We start from the raw sequence: 14424 nt of genomic DNA, 5'->3' as shown, positions 1-14424 counted from the left end.
GGTTTCGCGTTGCAGTTCCGCATCAACGCGGAAGACCCGAAAAACAACTTCCTGCCGAGCTTCGGCAAGATCACCCGGTATTACGCGCCCGGTGGGCCAGGCGTACGCACCGATACGGCTATTTATACGGGCTATACCATTCCGCCCTTCTACGACTCCATGTGCCTGAAGCTGGTGGTGTGGGCGCTTACCTGGGAAGAAGCCCTGGACCGCGGGCTGCGCGCCCTTGATGACATGCGCGTGCAAGGCGTGAAAACCACGGCGGCGTATTACCAGGAAATCCTGCGTAACGCGGAATTCCGTAGCGGGCAGTTCAATACCAGCTTCGTGGAAAGCCACCCGGAGCTCACGCACTACTCGATCAAGCGTAAACCCGAAGAGTTGGCCCTGGCCATCGCCGCCGCCATCGCCGCCCACGCAGGCCTATGAATGAAGCAGCTGCGAGCTTTCAGCTGCAAGCGGCAAGTAAAAGCAGATTGGCTTTTTCTTGCAGCTTGTAGCTTGAAGCTTGCCGCTATGAGGAGATACCAATGACAAAGAAGATCTTCGTAACAGACACCATCCTGCGCGACGCTCACCAATCGCTGCTCGCCACCCGCATGCGCACCGAAGACATGCTGCCGATCTGCGACAAGCTCGACAAGGTCGGCTACTGGTCGCTGGAATGCTGGGGCGGGGCGACATTCGACGCCTGCGTGCGCTTCCTGAAAGAAGACCCATGGGAGCGTCTGCGCCAACTGCGCGCGGCACTGCCCAATACCCGTCTGCAGATGCTCCTGCGCGGGCAGAACCTGCTCGGCTATCGCCACTACAGCGATGACGTGGTCAAGGCCTTCGTCGCCAAGGCTGCGGTCAACGGCATCGACGTATTCCGCATCTTCGACGCGATGAACGATGTGCGAAACCTGCGCGTCGCCATCGAAGCAGTAAAAGCGGCCGGCAAACATGCGCAGGGCACCATCGCCTATACCACCAGCCCGGTGCACACCATCGACGCGTTCGTGGCCCAGGCCAGGCAAATGGAATCCATGGGTTGTGACTCGGTGGCGATCAAGGACATGGCCGGTCTGCTGACTCCATACGCCACCGGTGAACTGGTGCGCGCATTGAAAGCCGAGCAGTCGCTGCCGGTGTTCATCCACTCCCACGACACGGCGGGTCTGGCCGCCATGTGCCAGCTCAAGGCCATTGAAAACGGCGCCGATCATATCGACACGGCAATCTCCAGCTTCGCCTCGGGCACCAGCCACCCGGGCACCGAATCGATGGTCGCTGCGCTCAAGGGCACCGAATACGACACCGGCCTGAACCTCGAACTGCTCCAGGAAATCGGTCTGTACTTCTATGCCGTGCGCAAGAAGTACCACCAGTTCGAAAGCGAATTCACCGCCGTCGACACTCGTGTGCAAGTCAACCAGGTTCCGGGCGGGATGATCTCCAACCTTGCCAACCAGTTGAAGGAGCAGGGTGCCCTGAACCGCATGGGCGAAGTGCTCGCAGAAATCCCGCGTGTGCGTGAAGACCTCGGCTTCCCACCGCTGGTGACCCCGACTTCGCAGATCGTTGGCACCCAAGCGTTTTTCAACGTGCTGGCCGGCGAGCGCTACAAGACCATTACCAACGAAGTGAAGCTCTATCTGCAAGGCGGCTACGGCAAGGCGCCGGGCGTGGTCAATGAAAAACTGCGGCGTCAGGCGATCGGCAGCGAAGACGTCATCGACGTACGCCCGGCCGATCTGCTCAAGCCGGAAATGACCAAGCTGCGGGCCGATATCGGTGCATTGGCCAAGTCCGAAGAAGACGTACTGACCTTCGCCATGTTCCCGGACATTGGTCGCAAGTTCCTTGAGGAGCGTGCCGCCGGCACCCTTACGCCGGAAGTGCTGTTGCCGATTCCGGAAGCAGGCGCCGTGGCCTCGGCGGGCGGCGAAGGTGTGCCCACCGAGTTCGTCATCGACGTCCACGGCGAGACCTACCGCGTCGACATCACTGGTGTCGGCGTCAAGGCCGAAGGCAAACGTCACTTTTATCTGTCCATCGACGGCATGCCGGAAGAAGTGGTGTTCGAGCCGCTCAACGAATTCGTCAGCGGCGGCAGCAGCAAACGCAAGCAGGCCTCCGCACCGGGCCATGTCAGCACTACCATGCCGGGCAACATCGTTGATGTGCTGGTCAAGGAGGGCGACACCGTCAAGGCTGGCCAGGCGGTATTGATCACCGAAGCGATGAAGATGGAAACCGAAGTCCAGGCCGCCATTGCCGGCAAGGTCGCCGCGATTCATGTGGCCAAGGGCGACCGGGTCAACCCGGGGGAAATCCTCATCGAGATCGAAGGCTGAGATAACGGTCGCGATCCAACGCTTTAAACCTCGGGGGAGCATGTGCTCCCCTTTTTTTGCCCGTGATTTTCCGACTTTGGCCGGTCAATGTGGTGCCTCGATGTGGGAGCGAGCCTGCTCGCGAATGCCTCGGACCGGCCAACATCATCGCGCGGTGAACCACGCTTTCGCGAGCAGGCTCGCTCCCACAGGAGTCGCGTCTAATCCATCAGAACGTCATGCGCCATTGACCCGTCACGCCATACGTCCGGCTGTCATTGCCCATTTCGCCCGTCAAGCCCACGCCCAGGGTGTGCGCCGCCGACAGCGCAAGATCCAGCCCCGCATCCACCGCCAGACTGTTTCGATCCAGCGCAGCGCCAGCCACTTCGAATCGCTTGCCGCCCTTGAGCAGTTGCTGGCGGGTGCTGCTGTCGATCTCGCCGAAGGTGTGTTTCCAGCCTGCGCTCAATCGCGGCGTCAGGTGCATGCCGTTATCCAGCGTGTTGATTTGCGCAACCCGCAGGCCAAGGGTGCTGCTGAGGTTGTCGCGTGTCTGCCCGTAGACTTTCAGCGCCGCATCACCACCTTTTTCGCTGTAGCTGTCGCGTTGATAACGCTGATAGCCGAGGCTGGCGTAGGGTTCCAGGGTGACGTTGTCGCGACCCAGGTTGAACCCGGCCTCGGCAAATGCCTGCTGAGTATTGGCGTCGTAATTGCCCTTCAGGCGATCACTGAAGCCCTTGAACGCGACCCGTCGTGTGCTGCTGCCGTCATGACTGGCGTAGGTGGCGCCCAGGCGCAGAGACAGCGGGCCGTCCCGACGCACGGCGTAGGCGCCGAGGTGCCAGCTGTCGAGATCGCCGTCGTATTGGCCGGCGTCGAGTTTCGTTTGCGATTTACCGCCGAGCAGACCGACATGCCATTGCTCGTTGAGCCGCCAGTCAGCGCCCATGACCAGTCCCTGAGTGGCGTGTTGGAGGGTGCTGACGGCGTCGCGATCAACCTTGCCGCCATGGCCCAGCGCCTGAATCCAGACCCGAGCGGAATCGTCGTTGCCTGCGGTTTGAAGAGGTGAAGTGCGCGAACCTTGAGTCGAGCCGGAATGGCTTTCCAATTGCCGCATTGCCGAAAGCATGCTCGCACTGACCGGCGTGACGCTGCTCAAGGTGGCTTTGGCGAGGTTGGCGTTACTGCCGGCGGCGAGTTGTTCGAGCGCGACAGGCGCGGTGGTTTTATCGCTGGTCAACAGGGCGGCGACCGCTGTGTTGACAGGCTTTGCAGGCTCGGACGCGGGCTGTACGACAGCTTCGCTGGTTTGCGCAGTCACGTTCTCGCCCGATAACGATGATGCCGCGGGCGCGAGATCTTCTGCCGATGTAGCGACTGTGGTCGCGGCTGATGCAGCAGCTGTGATCGCAACTGAAGTTGAAACCGGAGCAGGCTCCGGCGTCAGCGCTGTTGATATCGGCAGAGCGGGCGATGTTGGCGTTTGCGGCTCGAGAAGACTGGCTCCCAGGGCACCTCCATTCTCTGTACTGGCGAGATCTTCAAGCGGTACATCGTTGCGAGCGTAAGTCAGGCCAACCGACTTTTTGTTGTATTGAGCGGTGGCGGTCATGTACGCCAGATCGTTCTGGATCCTGCCAAATTGGCCTTTCACCTCACGGGCTTCAATGATTTTGTATTCGCTGCTTTGCGGATATTCACCCGGCGCTGCAACGATTTTCAGCGTGGCGCCCTCCAGCTCGGCTGTGCCACCGACCTTGATCGTCTGACTACCGCCGGGAGTGACCTCATAAGCCAGTTCGGCAGTGGGGGACAGATGCAGATTGCCCTTCACTCGCGGGCTGCCGAGGGCTTGATTGACAGTGAGCAGGCCGTCTACATGAAGATTTCCTACCACGCCTTTGCCGGCAAAGCGGCCCCCGTTCTCGACATGGACGTCACCCTTGAAGCTGCCCATATTGGTCAGCGATCCACCACTGTTTACCAGCACGCCTTCATGAAAATCCCCTTTGGAACTCAGCGTCCACTCTCCTCGTGGCACCACAAGACCATTGAAATTGCGGGTGTCCTTAAGTGATCCGCCGTCCGCCGAATCCAGAAACAGCACGTTATCGCCCTTACCGCCATCCAGCCGGCCAGTGAAACTCGCACCTTCCCTGAGAATGATCAGGTCGTTGACGTCAGTACCGGTGAACGCTTTTTCTGCTGTCGTGAAGGTGATGGGAACCGTACTTGAGTCGCTGAGAAAGCCTTGCAGTCGTTGAAAGGCGTTTGCACTCTGGCTGGCATCGGACGCTTGCGTCGCCTCCATGCTCGGGGGCGGTTCGGCGACTTCCGGGGAATGTTCGGCATTGGCAAGTGATGCGCAGCCCAGCGCCAGTGAAATGGCAACAGCCAGGTTTTTCGGTACGAATAGGTGTTCTCTAGGCATCAGGTTCAACCTCCATGTATTGAAGGTCCGACTCTATTGATGCCCGAAAAAAACCGATGTCAGCCGCGTCCCTTAGCCATGCAGGCGACATCGGATCGTTTTGTGGAAAACCGCCGTTAAATTCGCAAACAAACCTTTTGCTCGGCTGCGGTAATTCCATTTCCTACAGCTGAACAGGACCGCGCCGACTGTTCAGCCTTCAGAAACTCATCTGCCACTGCGCGATCAAGCCGTGATTGCGACTGTTGTTGCCAATCTCGCCGTTGTAGCCCAACCCCAGCGTATGTCGCGCAGAAACGCCCAAGTCGAGTCCGGCTTCCAGCATAAGGCTGTCGCGGTCCAGCGAACTGCCATCAACACTGAAGGCCGTGCCGCCGGTCACGAATGCCTGACGTGTCGAGTTGCTGACGTCGCCGTAGGTGTGTTTCCAGCCGGCGGCCATGCGCGGCGTCAGGCTCATGCCGTTATCGAGGCTGCTCAGGTGTGCCAGGCGCAGGCCGAGGGTGCTGCTGAAGTTGTCCTCGGTCTGGCTGTCGACTTGCAGCGCGGCGGCGCCACCTTTTTCCCGATAGCCGTCACGGTGGTAGCGCTGGTAACCGAAGCTGGCGAACGGTTCGGCGCTGAGGCGACCGCTGCCCATGGCGTAGCCAAGTTCGGCGAAGGCCTGCTGGCTGTCGGCGTCGTAATCGCCTTTGGGCCGATCACTGAAACCGTTGAAGGCGATGGTGCGTTTGCTCTCGCCCTGATGCCCGCTCCAGGCGGCGCCGAGCCGCAGGGCGAGCGGGCCGTTTTGATGCAACGCGTATACGCCGGCGTGCCAGCTGTGCACATTGCCATCGACGCCACTGGCATCCAGATCGGTTGACGAATACCCGCCCAGTACGCCCAGCCGCCACGCCGTATTCAGTGCCCAGTCGGCGCCGAGCACGCTGCCTTGGGTGCGTTGTTCCAGGCCGCCGCTGCCATGCTCGCCATCGAGCTTGCCGTAACCGCCGATACCTTGCAGCCAGAGCCGGCCGCGCGCGTTCGGATCATTCAGGTTGCGCGCTGTGGAAGGCACACCATTGGCGGCCAGTACCGGCGTGTCGCGCTGTTCGAGAGCGACCGTCAGCGCCGGGCTGGCAGCCATGTGCTGCATCGCCGAGAGCATGCCGCTGCCGATCTGGCTGCTGGCGCCAAGAGTTGCGCTGGTCAGGTTGGCGTTGCTGGCGCCGGCCAATTGCTCGAGCGCTGCTCCGGCGCTGCTTTGGCTGGTATTGAGCAAGGCGTTGTACAGCGCATTGTTCTTGTTCATCGAGGCGAGGCTGTTGGCGGCGCGGCTGCCGTTGCCGGTGAGGGCGAGTTCGTTGAAGGCCACGTCGTTGCGGGTGTAGGTCAGATCGACCTGCGTCGGCGTGTAGGCGAGGGTCGGGGTGAGGAAGGCGTAGTCGCTGGTCACCATGGCGAACGTACCGGTGACCTGCGCCGCTTGCAGCACCGTGTAATGGCTCTGCCACGGATAGCTGCCGCTGCCTGGATTGATCGCGAGTGTTGCACCGTTGAGGTTGGCCGTGCCGCCGACCTGCACTGGCGCGCTGCTGCCATCGGCGTTGACGCCGTAGGCGAGCACGGCCGCGCTACTCATGTTCAAGTCATGCACAACCGTTGCCCGACCAAGGCCAGTGTCCGTGCGCAAGGTGCCGTTGATGTTGAGGTTGCCCACCGAGCCACCGCCGGCGTACACGCCGCCAGCGTCGACGGTCAGGTTGCCGGCGATGCCACCCTGATTGATCAGCGTCGCACCGCTGCGCACCGCGCCGCCATCACTGAAGTCGCCGCTGCCGGTCAGCGTCCACGCACCTTGTTTGACCTCCAGCCATTCAAACTGGCGACTGGCGCCGAAGTCGCCCCCCGCTGCATCGTCCATGACCACGCGATCGTAGCCACTGCCGCCGTCGACCATGCCAACGAAGCGGCTGCCGCTGCGCAATGTCAGGCGATCATCGCCACCGCCCAGGTCAAGCGCCAGACCGTTGCTGGCGCTGATGATGCCGCCGTTGATGACGCTGTCGGCAAACTCGCCGACGAACTTCACGCCGAAGCCGTTGAGGCCTTCGATGCGGCCGAAGTTCTCCAGTGTCGTGGCGGCGAGCCCGGCGCCGCCGCTGCCGTCGTCCACCAGAATCGCGCTGTCGGCCCCGCTGATCCGTGCGGCGCGGGCGTTGAGAATGTAGCCGCCTCCGAGGGCAATGCCCTCGCTGCCATTGGCAAACCCGGCCTTGTCCACGCCGCCGGCGCCGACGCCTTGAATGACGCCATGGTTTTCAATGTGGGCAATCCTGTCGATGTCCACACCATCGCCGTCGCCATTGGCTTGCAGCCCGGAGTAGGCGCCAGTGAGGGTGCCATGGTTGATCACCGTGCCGTCGCCGTCGGAACCGAACCCGGAGCCATTGCGCCCGGTGATCTGCCCATAGTTGATCAGGGTTGCGCCGAGGTCGGTGGTGATGCCGTGGCGGCCACCAGAGATCACACCGTAATTGGTGATGCTGACGCCGCTCGCGCTGTCGATATCGATGCCGTCGAATTTCTGATCGGCGTTGTGCGAATCGCCAGTGGAAATCTCGCCGTAATTGCTGATGCTGGCGTTGGCGCCGGTTTTCATGCCGTCGCTGGCGTCGCCGCGAATCAACGCGCCAAGGCGGTTGATGATGGTGGTGCGCACGCCGTCACTGCGCAGCGCATCCAGATCCAGGCCTTGGCCGGTGGACGAACGAATGACGCCGCTGTTGTCGATCAACAGGCTGCCGCTGACGAAGTTGCTGTCGATCCGCAAGGCATCGTTGGCGCCGACAATCTGCCCGCCGCTGCGGTTGTAAAGGGTGTAGTTGCGCGCCTTGCTTTGATCACCGCTGCTATCGATGGCGCGCCCGCCGGTGGAGATGATCTGGCCGGCGTTATCGATCACAACGCCAGCGCCGCTGGTACTGTCCTTGAGACTCACAGCCTTGCCGCTGTTGGTGATGCTGCCCGATGCCGAGATCGTCAGGGTGTCGCTGCCACCCAGGGTTTGCGATGCGGTGGTAGCGCTGTCGATCTGCACGGTTTTGCCGTGGGCTGTGGTGGTCGAGATCAACAGTGCGATTGCCAGGGAGAGGCGCTGGGGCGGGAAGGGCATGGAGTGACGGCCTTTTTGTTATGGACGGGCCGTCCTGTATAGCGGTGGTTTTTTACAGGGTGATGTCGGTGCGGATCTGCATTATTTTGCGTAGAAAGCGATATTGGTAACATTTATCTGCATTTTATTGCAGATAAGACCGTGCGCGCAGACTCTCGAATGCACTATATTGCATTTATTGTCGATTCGATTTTCTTGGTTTGCAATAAATTGCACAAAGGAAGCTCATGTACAACCTGACACTACAGATCTTCAATACCGGGCAATGGCATGACGCGATGATATTGAGCTTCGATGATCCTGAAAAAGGCTTCGAGAGCCGCTGCAGTTTTGGCTACGAGGCTGGCTACCTGGTCGACAATATCGAATCAATCGGGTCGCGCTTTTCCAAAGCCGTGAGTGCTCTTTATCCGCTGGATTGGGACGGACGGCGCGCGAAAACGCCAGCCTTTGTCCACGACATCGCACCCGCAGGTGCAGCCAGGCAGTTCCTGCTTGCGCGTCTTGGCCAGGAACGCCCCGTTGAGATCAGTGCCGATCTTTTTCTGCTGGGCCGCAGCACACCGGCACCCATCGGCAACATGCGAATAAAGGAGTCAGCTGAAGCTGTCGATGAGAGGCAGCCGATCGGATTCAAGCGCGAGGAGGTCATCCATCGTGACAGTCGTTTTCTCGAATATGCCTACGAGCTGGGTGCAGCGATCGGGGGCGCGACGGGGGCGGGCGGGGAAGCACCGAAACTGTTATTGGCAGAAAACAAGGCTGGTCTCCTGTACCCCGATGCCGTTCTGCACGACCACGAAGTCCGACAGCATTGGTTCGTGAAATTCGCCAGAAACAGGGGAGGGCTGACTGACCAGGACATTTTGCGCAGCGAATTCCATTACTACAGGGCGCTGCAGACATTGGGGATCGAAACCATCGCAGCAGAAGGTATGGCACTGGAGGAGGCGAACAAACCGAGTTTGTGGATGCAGCGTTTTGACCGAAAAGTGCAGAACGGCGTCGTCAGCCGCTTTGCTGTCGAATCGATTTATTCGTTGGCTGAAGTGACGACGCCAGGCAGCGCCATGAATCACCTGGACGTCATCCGCATGCTTGCCGGACTCTGGCGCAAAGCAGGGCAAGCCAGCCAGATTCCGGCTCTCGTCGCCGATTACCTGCGTCGAGATCTGATCAACAAAATCCTTGGCAACTCGGATAACCACGGTCGTAACACGGCAATCATCCGCCAGGCAAACACGTTCAAGCTGGCACCGATTTATGACCTCGCGCCTATGGTCATGGATGACGAAGGCGTGACCCGCACGACCAAATGGCCGAGAGAATTGGAAAGGGCGGGGGACGTCGATTGGCGAGGTGTCTGTCGCGCATTGGCCGGTAACGTCAGTGCCGAACCTTTGGCTGGGTTAACGGATGCCTCGTTGTTCGAAGGCCTGCGCGCAGATGCCCGACGTCTGGCTGCGTTGCCGGACATTCTGGCGGCCAGCGGTTTGCCCGCACGAACCATGAACCACCCGGGCGTGCATCTGAAACACTTGGAAAAACGTTTGAAAGAGTGGGACCTGCAATGAGCCTGACCGTTATCGAGCGCACCGCGCTCATAGAAAGCATCCACGACTCACTGATCCAGGGCACGCTGGAAATCGGTGACGCCGTGCGCCGTTTACGGGTGGAGGTGACCGGTTTGCATCAGACCCAGTTCGCGAAGATGTGCAAGATCTCGGTGCGCACGCTGGTGCATATCGAACACGGCGAAGGCAACCAGACGCTGAAATCGTTGAATGCGGTGTTTCGCCCGTTCGGTATGAAAATGGGCGTTGTGCGCATTCGCCGCGACAACGTTTGAAACATTGCCGAGCACCTCAGCTACGCCGCACGTACGCCTTGCCGTAATGGCGCTCCATCCTCGCCTGAATCAGTTCCAGGCCGATCGACAGCAGCCAGTAGATGATCGCCGCCGTGGTCAGCATTTCGATGTAGCGGTAGCTCGAGCGGCCATAGGACTGGGCGAGAAACATCACTTCCCAGACGCCCATCACCGAGATCAGCGATGAATCCTTGAGCATCGAGATGAACTGGTTGGTGGTCGGCGGAATGATGGTGCGCATGGCCTGGGGCAGGGTGATGCGCCAGAAGATCACGCTTTCGCGCAGGCCCAGCGCCAGCGATGCTTCGCGCTGACCGTGATCGACGCCGAGGATGCCGGCGCGGAAGATTTCGCTCAGGTAGGCGCCGTAGTTCAGCGACAGGGCGATGATGCCGGCGACGATGGCGCCGGGAACGATGCCCAGTTGCGGCAGGCCGAGATAGATCAGCAGGATCTGGATCAACAGCGGCGTGCCGCGAAAGAACGAGGTATAGAAACTGGCGATGCCGAACGCCACGGCGCTGTGCGACAGGCGCGCCAGTGCGGTGATGAAGCCCAGCAGCGACGAGGCGATGATCGAGCAGGCGCAGAGAAACAGCGTCAGCGCCGCGCCTTGCAGAAAACCGTTGGGCGCCAGCTTCAGGCCAACGAGGTTGGGCAGCTTGTCGAGGATGATGGCGAACTTCAGGTCGAAGCTCAGAAAGAATCCGGCGAACAGGCAGAACAGCGCCGCCCACGTCAGGTACAGGCGAGTGCGAAAACCGAAGAGCTTTTGCAGACGGGTCTCAGCCACCGGTTGCGGCGGCTGTGGCGGGGTTGGAAAAGAAGTCATTGACTGATATCGGCGCCGATCCACTTGTGTGACAGCTTGCTCAGGGTGCCGTCCTGTTTGAGTTGGGCAAACACCTCGCGCACCTTGGCATCCCACTGCGGATCACCCTTTTCGATGGCCACCGAGTTCGGTTCGGAGTACAGCGGTTCGCCGGCCAGTTTGAAACGCGAGTCCTGATTCAGACGCGGCTGCGCGGTGACGAGGTTGGTGAGGATCGCATCCAGCCGCACACCGGCGCCCAGGCCCAGATCCTGGAAGGCAACGTTGTCGGTGTCGTACGGGGCGATCTGCACATCCTCGAATGGATACTGCAGCTGCGTGTCCTCGGCGCCTTCGATGACCAGATTCTTGTTCAGGTAGCTTTCATAGCTGGAGGCACTGGTGAGGCCGACTTTCTTGCCGCTCAGATCCTTGGCGCTGTGAATGCGCTCGTCCTTGGCATTGACCACGATCACCGCTGGTGAGGCGTAGTACTCGACGGGGAAGTCGAACACCTCGGCGCGCGCTTTGCTCGGTGTCATCGAGCAGATGCAGATGTCGTAGCGCCCGCTCCAGCGGCCGGCGGCGATCACGTCCCAGGACGGTGTTTCCAGGCGCAGACTGACCCCGAGCTTGTCCGCCACGGCTTTGGCGACATCGACGTCGAAGCCGTCGAGTTGGTTCTGCTCGTTGAGGAACGAGAAGGGCGGATAGCTTTCCATCAGCACGCCAACCAGTTCCTTTTTCTGCTCGATGCGGTCCAGCGTCGCGCCGCCGAAGGCTTGGGTAGAGGCAGCCAGGATGGTCAGGCCCAAGGCCAATAGCGGTTGCAATTTCACAGTCGATCCCTGCGCAAAAAATAGGTTGTTATTAACCGAGTGGTGCGTATTAAATAGTTATAAGAACGACTCTGATAGTGAGTTATTTTCATAAGCATATGAGTGAAACGCATATGGGCGAAGCAAGGACGGTGATTCTCGATGGCGGCATGGGCCGTGAGTTGCAACGTGCCGGAGCGCCATTCCGCCAGCCCGAGTGGTCGGCACTGGCGCTAAGCGAAGCGCCGCAGGCGGTCGAGGCAGTGCATGCCGCTTACATTGCCAGTGGCGCACATGTCATCACCAGCAACAGCTACGCGGTGGTGCCGTTTCACATCGGTGAAGAGCGCTTTGCCGCTGAAGGTCGGGCTCTGGCAGCATTGGCCGGGGAATTGGCGCAGCGCGCGGTGCAGGCCTCGGGCAGACCGGTGCGCGTCGCCGGCTCGTTGCCGCCGCTGTTTGGCTCGTACCGGCCGGACCTGTTCGAAGCCGATCGCGTGACCGAGCTGCTGACACCGCTGGTCACCGGTCTGGCCCCGCACGTTGACCTCTGGCTGGCGGAAACCCAGAGTTCGATCGTCGAGGCGCGCGCCATCCACGCCGGGTTGCCGAAGGATGGCAAACCGTTCTGGCTATCGTTCACGTTGAAGGATGAAGACACCGATGATGTGCCGCGCTTGCGCTCCGGTGAGCCAGTGGCCGATGCGGCTGCAGCGGCCGCTGAGCTGGGCGTCGAAACCCTGCTGTTCAACTGCAGCCAGCCCGAAGTGATCGGCGCGGCAATCGATGCAGCGCGCGCGACTTTCGAGCGTCTGGGCGTGAACCTCAATATCGGTGCGTACGCCAACGCGTTTCCTCCACAACCGAAGGAAGCCACGGCCAATGATGGGCTCGACCCGTTGCGCGATGATCTCGATCCGCCGGGATATCTGCATTGGGCGCTCGACTGGCAACAGCGCGGCGCCACTCACTTGGGCGGCTGCTGCGGGATCGGTCCGGAACACATTGCGGTGCTGGCGCAGAGGCTGCGTCGTTAAGCAATACCCGGTCAATTGTGGGAGCGAGCCTGCTCGCGAAAGCGGTGTATCAGTCAATGCCTATGCGACTGATCCGCCGCCTTCGCGAGCAGGCTCGCTCCCACAGGGTTGTCTGTGAAATCAGCTACGGCATTCGGCCAAGCCTTTCACCTGACCACCAGGCGTCTGGTTTTCATCACTCAACCAGCGCTCGAACCCTGCGCCAATCGCTGGCCATTCCGAATCCAGAATCGAATACCACGCGGTATCGCGGTTCTGCCCCTTGACCACCATGTGCTGGCGAAACACCCCTTCGAAGCTGAAGCCCAGACGCTCGGCCGCGTATTTGGAGCGTGCATTGCCGTTGTTGCACTTCCATTCCAGCCGGCGGTAACCCAGCTCGAACGAATACCTGGCCAACAAGTACACCGCCTCCGTGCTCTTGGGCGAGCGCTGCATCGGTGCGCCGAAAGTGACGTGACCGATTTCAATACGGCCCTGGGCCGGGACGATCGACATCAGGCTGAGAATGCCTTGCACCTGGCCCGTCACACGGTCGACGACGCTGAAGAAATACGGGTCGCTGTTTGCCGCATGGTTGTTCAGCCAGTCGTTGAACGCACTGCGCTGAGGGAACGGCCCGTAAGGCAAGTAATCCCAGAGTTTCGGGTCGGCGCCCGGCCCCTCAAGGGCGGCGAACAGCTCGTCGCCATGGCGCGCCGGGTCGAGTTTTTCCAGACGAATGAAGCGGCCTTCGAGCAGGGTGGCTGAGGGGGCGGGGACGCCTTTCCAGTCAGCGAGTGAAGCGGTCATGTGCGCGTCTCCTTAAAGGGCTTTGCGAAACTGGATGAAGCCGGGGCGTTCGGCGATGCGCTCGTAGAGCTGAATCGCGGTGGCGTTGGTTTCGTGGGTCAGCCAGTGCACTTTGCAGCAACCATCAGCCTTGGCGGTAGCGTAGACATGTTCGATCAACAGCCGACCGACACCGGTGCCACGCGACTCCGGCACCACCAGCAGATCCTGCAGATAGCAGGAGTTTTCAATGCTCCAGTTCGAGCGGTGGTAGATGTAATGCACCATGCCCAACGGCTTGCCATCGGCCCAGGCGAGGGCGGCATGGGTCGGTTCGTTCGGGTCGAGGAAGCGCTGCCAGGTGCTCTGCGTCACGGCGTCCGGCAACTCGGTGTTGTAGAAGCGCAGGTACGCCTGCCAAAGCGGCAGCCAGGAATCGTGGTCGTTGGCGCTGACCGGGCGAATGTCGATCTGGGTCATGCTGGTTTTCCTTGGGGCATCAAGCGGGCGAGGGTTCGATCGTTGGCGTCCGGGCTGGCAGCGAGGCCGTCACGCACACCGGCAATGTCTTCAGCGCTGCGGTTCTGGCTGAGCTTGCGCTTGCCTTCGAGGCGCTCGATGGGAATGGCGAAACCGACGATGGCCTTGAGCATGCCATCGATGTAATCGGCCGGCGCATCGTCGACCGCCCATGGCTGAGCGCGGCCTGCTTCGTGGCGGTCGGTCAGGGTGCTGACGATGTCGAGCAAGCGCCCGCCATCTCTGAAGGTCTCGGCGTGACCGTAGGCGTGCACAGCGATGTAGTTCCAGGTCGGCACGACTTTGCCGTGTTCGGCCTTGCTCGGGTAAAAGCCCGGGCTGACGTACGCGTCGGGGCCGGCAAAGATCAGCATGGCCTCGGCGCCGTCGCGCAGGTCTTTCCACTGCGGATTGGCCTTGGCCAAATGCCCGTAGAGCGTGCCGTTTTCACCCTGCTCACGATGCAGCAGCACCGGCACATGACTGGCTTGCAAACCGTGTTCGCCATGGCTGACCAAAATGGCCAGACGGGTGGCGAGGATCAATTCGTGCAGTTGGGACAACTCTTCGATGGCAAAGGCGCGTGGCGTGTACATGGACAGATTTTCCTTGGCGAATGCCTGCATCCTAGGCAGGCTATTGGTCCGTTGTAAGAGCCATTGATGAGCCATTTCACAGGTCCA

Annotated in this window: 11 protein-coding genes and 1 pseudogene; 5 read left to right on the top strand and 7 right to left on the bottom strand. The window is 60.8% G+C overall.

The genetic code is table 11. The annotated features are described in order from the left end of the window. Together VNV36_RS06405 and oadA are read left to right on the top strand one after the other, a co-directional pair. A pseudogene (locus VNV36_RS06405) lies at positions 1–429 on the top strand (acetyl-CoA carboxylase biotin carboxylase subunit); the annotation flags it as partial. A gap of 101 nt (positions 430–530) precedes the next feature. Next, a complete protein-coding gene (gene oadA, locus VNV36_RS06400; RefSeq protein WP_325717036.1) occupies positions 531–2339 on the top strand; it encodes a sodium-extruding oxaloacetate decarboxylase subunit alpha in 1809 nt (602 codons plus the stop codon). A 208-nt stretch (positions 2340–2547) separates the two neighbouring features. Here oadA and VNV36_RS06395 read toward each other — a convergent pair whose 3' ends face one another. Both VNV36_RS06395 and VNV36_RS06390 read right to left on the bottom strand, forming a co-directional pair. Then, positions 2548–4758 carry an autotransporter outer membrane beta-barrel domain-containing protein gene (locus tag VNV36_RS06395; RefSeq protein ID WP_325717035.1) on the bottom strand — a complete coding sequence of 737 codons (2211 nt, stop codon included), beginning with the start codon at positions 4756–4758 and terminating at the stop codon, positions 2548–2550. A 199-nt stretch (positions 4759–4957) separates the two neighbouring features. After that, complete coding sequence (locus tag VNV36_RS06390; RefSeq protein WP_325717034.1) at positions 4958–7915, bottom strand: autotransporter outer membrane beta-barrel domain-containing protein; 2958 nt, start codon at positions 7913–7915, stop codon at positions 4958–4960. A 227-nt stretch (positions 7916–8142) separates the two neighbouring features. Here VNV36_RS06390 and VNV36_RS06385 point away from each other — a divergent pair, with 227 nt between their 5' ends. Together VNV36_RS06385 and VNV36_RS06380 are read left to right on the top strand one after the other, a co-directional pair. Then, entirely contained in the window at positions 8143–9489 is a 1347-nt protein-coding gene (locus tag VNV36_RS06385; RefSeq protein ID WP_325717033.1) for a HipA domain-containing protein, read from the top strand. Continuing rightward, entirely contained in the window at positions 9486–9764 is a 279-nt protein-coding gene (locus VNV36_RS06380) for a helix-turn-helix domain-containing protein (protein WP_325717032.1), read from the top strand. The genes VNV36_RS06385 and VNV36_RS06380 overlap by 4 nt, the downstream gene beginning before the upstream one ends. 16 nt (positions 9765–9780) lie before the next feature. Here VNV36_RS06380 and VNV36_RS06375 read toward each other — a convergent pair whose 3' ends face one another. Both VNV36_RS06375 and VNV36_RS06370 read right to left on the bottom strand, forming a co-directional pair. Beyond that, positions 9781–10617, bottom strand: coding sequence for an amino acid ABC transporter permease (locus tag VNV36_RS06375; RefSeq protein WP_325717031.1), 837 nt, complete (start codon positions 10615–10617; stop codon positions 9781–9783). Then, on the bottom strand, positions 10614–11435 hold the full coding sequence (locus tag VNV36_RS06370) for an ABC transporter substrate-binding protein (RefSeq protein ID WP_325717030.1): 822 nt from the start codon (positions 11433–11435) through the stop codon (positions 10614–10616). The genes VNV36_RS06375 and VNV36_RS06370 overlap by 4 nt, the downstream gene beginning before the upstream one ends. Before the next feature lie 113 nt (positions 11436–11548). On the opposite strand from VNV36_RS06370, the gene VNV36_RS06365 reads away from it, so the two are divergent. Next, the gene (locus VNV36_RS06365; RefSeq protein WP_325717029.1) at positions 11549–12451 is read left to right on the top strand and encodes a homocysteine S-methyltransferase family protein; all 903 of its coding nucleotides are present in this window, start codon (positions 11549–11551) and stop codon (positions 12449–12451) included. Between the two features lie 120 nt (positions 12452–12571). Here the strand turns inward: VNV36_RS06365 and VNV36_RS06360 are convergent, their stop codons facing one another. From VNV36_RS06360 to VNV36_RS06350, 3 genes are read right to left on the bottom strand one after another with little or no spacing between them, the layout of a single operon-like run. Then, positions 12572–13243, bottom strand: coding sequence for a GNAT family N-acetyltransferase (locus VNV36_RS06360; RefSeq protein ID WP_325717028.1), 672 nt, complete (start codon positions 13241–13243; stop codon positions 12572–12574). A gap of 12 nt (positions 13244–13255) precedes the next feature. After that, positions 13256–13702 (bottom strand): GNAT family N-acetyltransferase, encoded by a 447-nt coding sequence (locus VNV36_RS06355; RefSeq protein WP_325717027.1) that lies wholly within the window; start codon positions 13700–13702, stop codon positions 13256–13258. Beyond that, on the bottom strand, positions 13699–14337 hold the full coding sequence (locus VNV36_RS06350) for an FMN-binding negative transcriptional regulator (protein ID WP_325717026.1): 639 nt from the start codon (positions 14335–14337) through the stop codon (positions 13699–13701). Before VNV36_RS06350 ends, VNV36_RS06355 begins: the two co-directional genes overlap by 4 nt. Positions 14338–14424 lie beyond the last annotated feature (87 nt).

Source organism: Pseudomonas sp. (assembly GCF_035554175.1).
Lineage (GTDB): Bacteria > Pseudomonadota > Gammaproteobacteria > Pseudomonadales > Pseudomonadaceae > Aquipseudomonas.
The sequence above is the reverse complement of the archived record's forward strand: the minus strand, read 5'-3'. Positions and strand labels throughout refer to the sequence as shown.

Coding starts and splice junctions, on each gene's coding strand:
- oadA (WP_325717036.1), top strand. CDS start 531: ATGACAAAGAAGATCTTCGTAACAGACACCATCCTGCGCGACGCTCAC.
- VNV36_RS06395 (WP_325717035.1), bottom strand. CDS start 4,758: ATGCCTAGAGAACACCTATTCGTACCGAAAAACCTGGCTGTTGCCATT.
- VNV36_RS06390 (WP_325717034.1), bottom strand. CDS start 7,915: ATGCCCTTCCCGCCCCAGCGCCTCTCCCTGGCAATCGCACTGTTGATC.
- VNV36_RS06385 (WP_325717033.1), top strand. CDS start 8,143: ATGTACAACCTGACACTACAGATCTTCAATACCGGGCAATGGCATGAC.
- VNV36_RS06380 (WP_325717032.1), top strand. CDS start 9,486: ATGAGCCTGACCGTTATCGAGCGCACCGCGCTCATAGAAAGCATCCAC.
- VNV36_RS06375 (WP_325717031.1), bottom strand. CDS start 10,617: ATGACTTCTTTTCCAACCCCGCCACAGCCGCCGCAACCGGTGGCTGAG.
- VNV36_RS06365 (WP_325717029.1), top strand. CDS start 11,549: ATGGGCGAAGCAAGGACGGTGATTCTCGATGGCGGCATGGGCCGTGAG.
- VNV36_RS06360 (WP_325717028.1), bottom strand. CDS start 13,243: ATGACCGCTTCACTCGCTGACTGGAAAGGCGTCCCCGCCCCCTCAGCC.
- VNV36_RS06355 (WP_325717027.1), bottom strand. CDS start 13,702: ATGACCCAGATCGACATTCGCCCGGTCAGCGCCAACGACCACGATTCC.
- VNV36_RS06350 (WP_325717026.1), bottom strand. CDS start 14,337: ATGTACACGCCACGCGCCTTTGCCATCGAAGAGTTGTCCCAACTGCAC.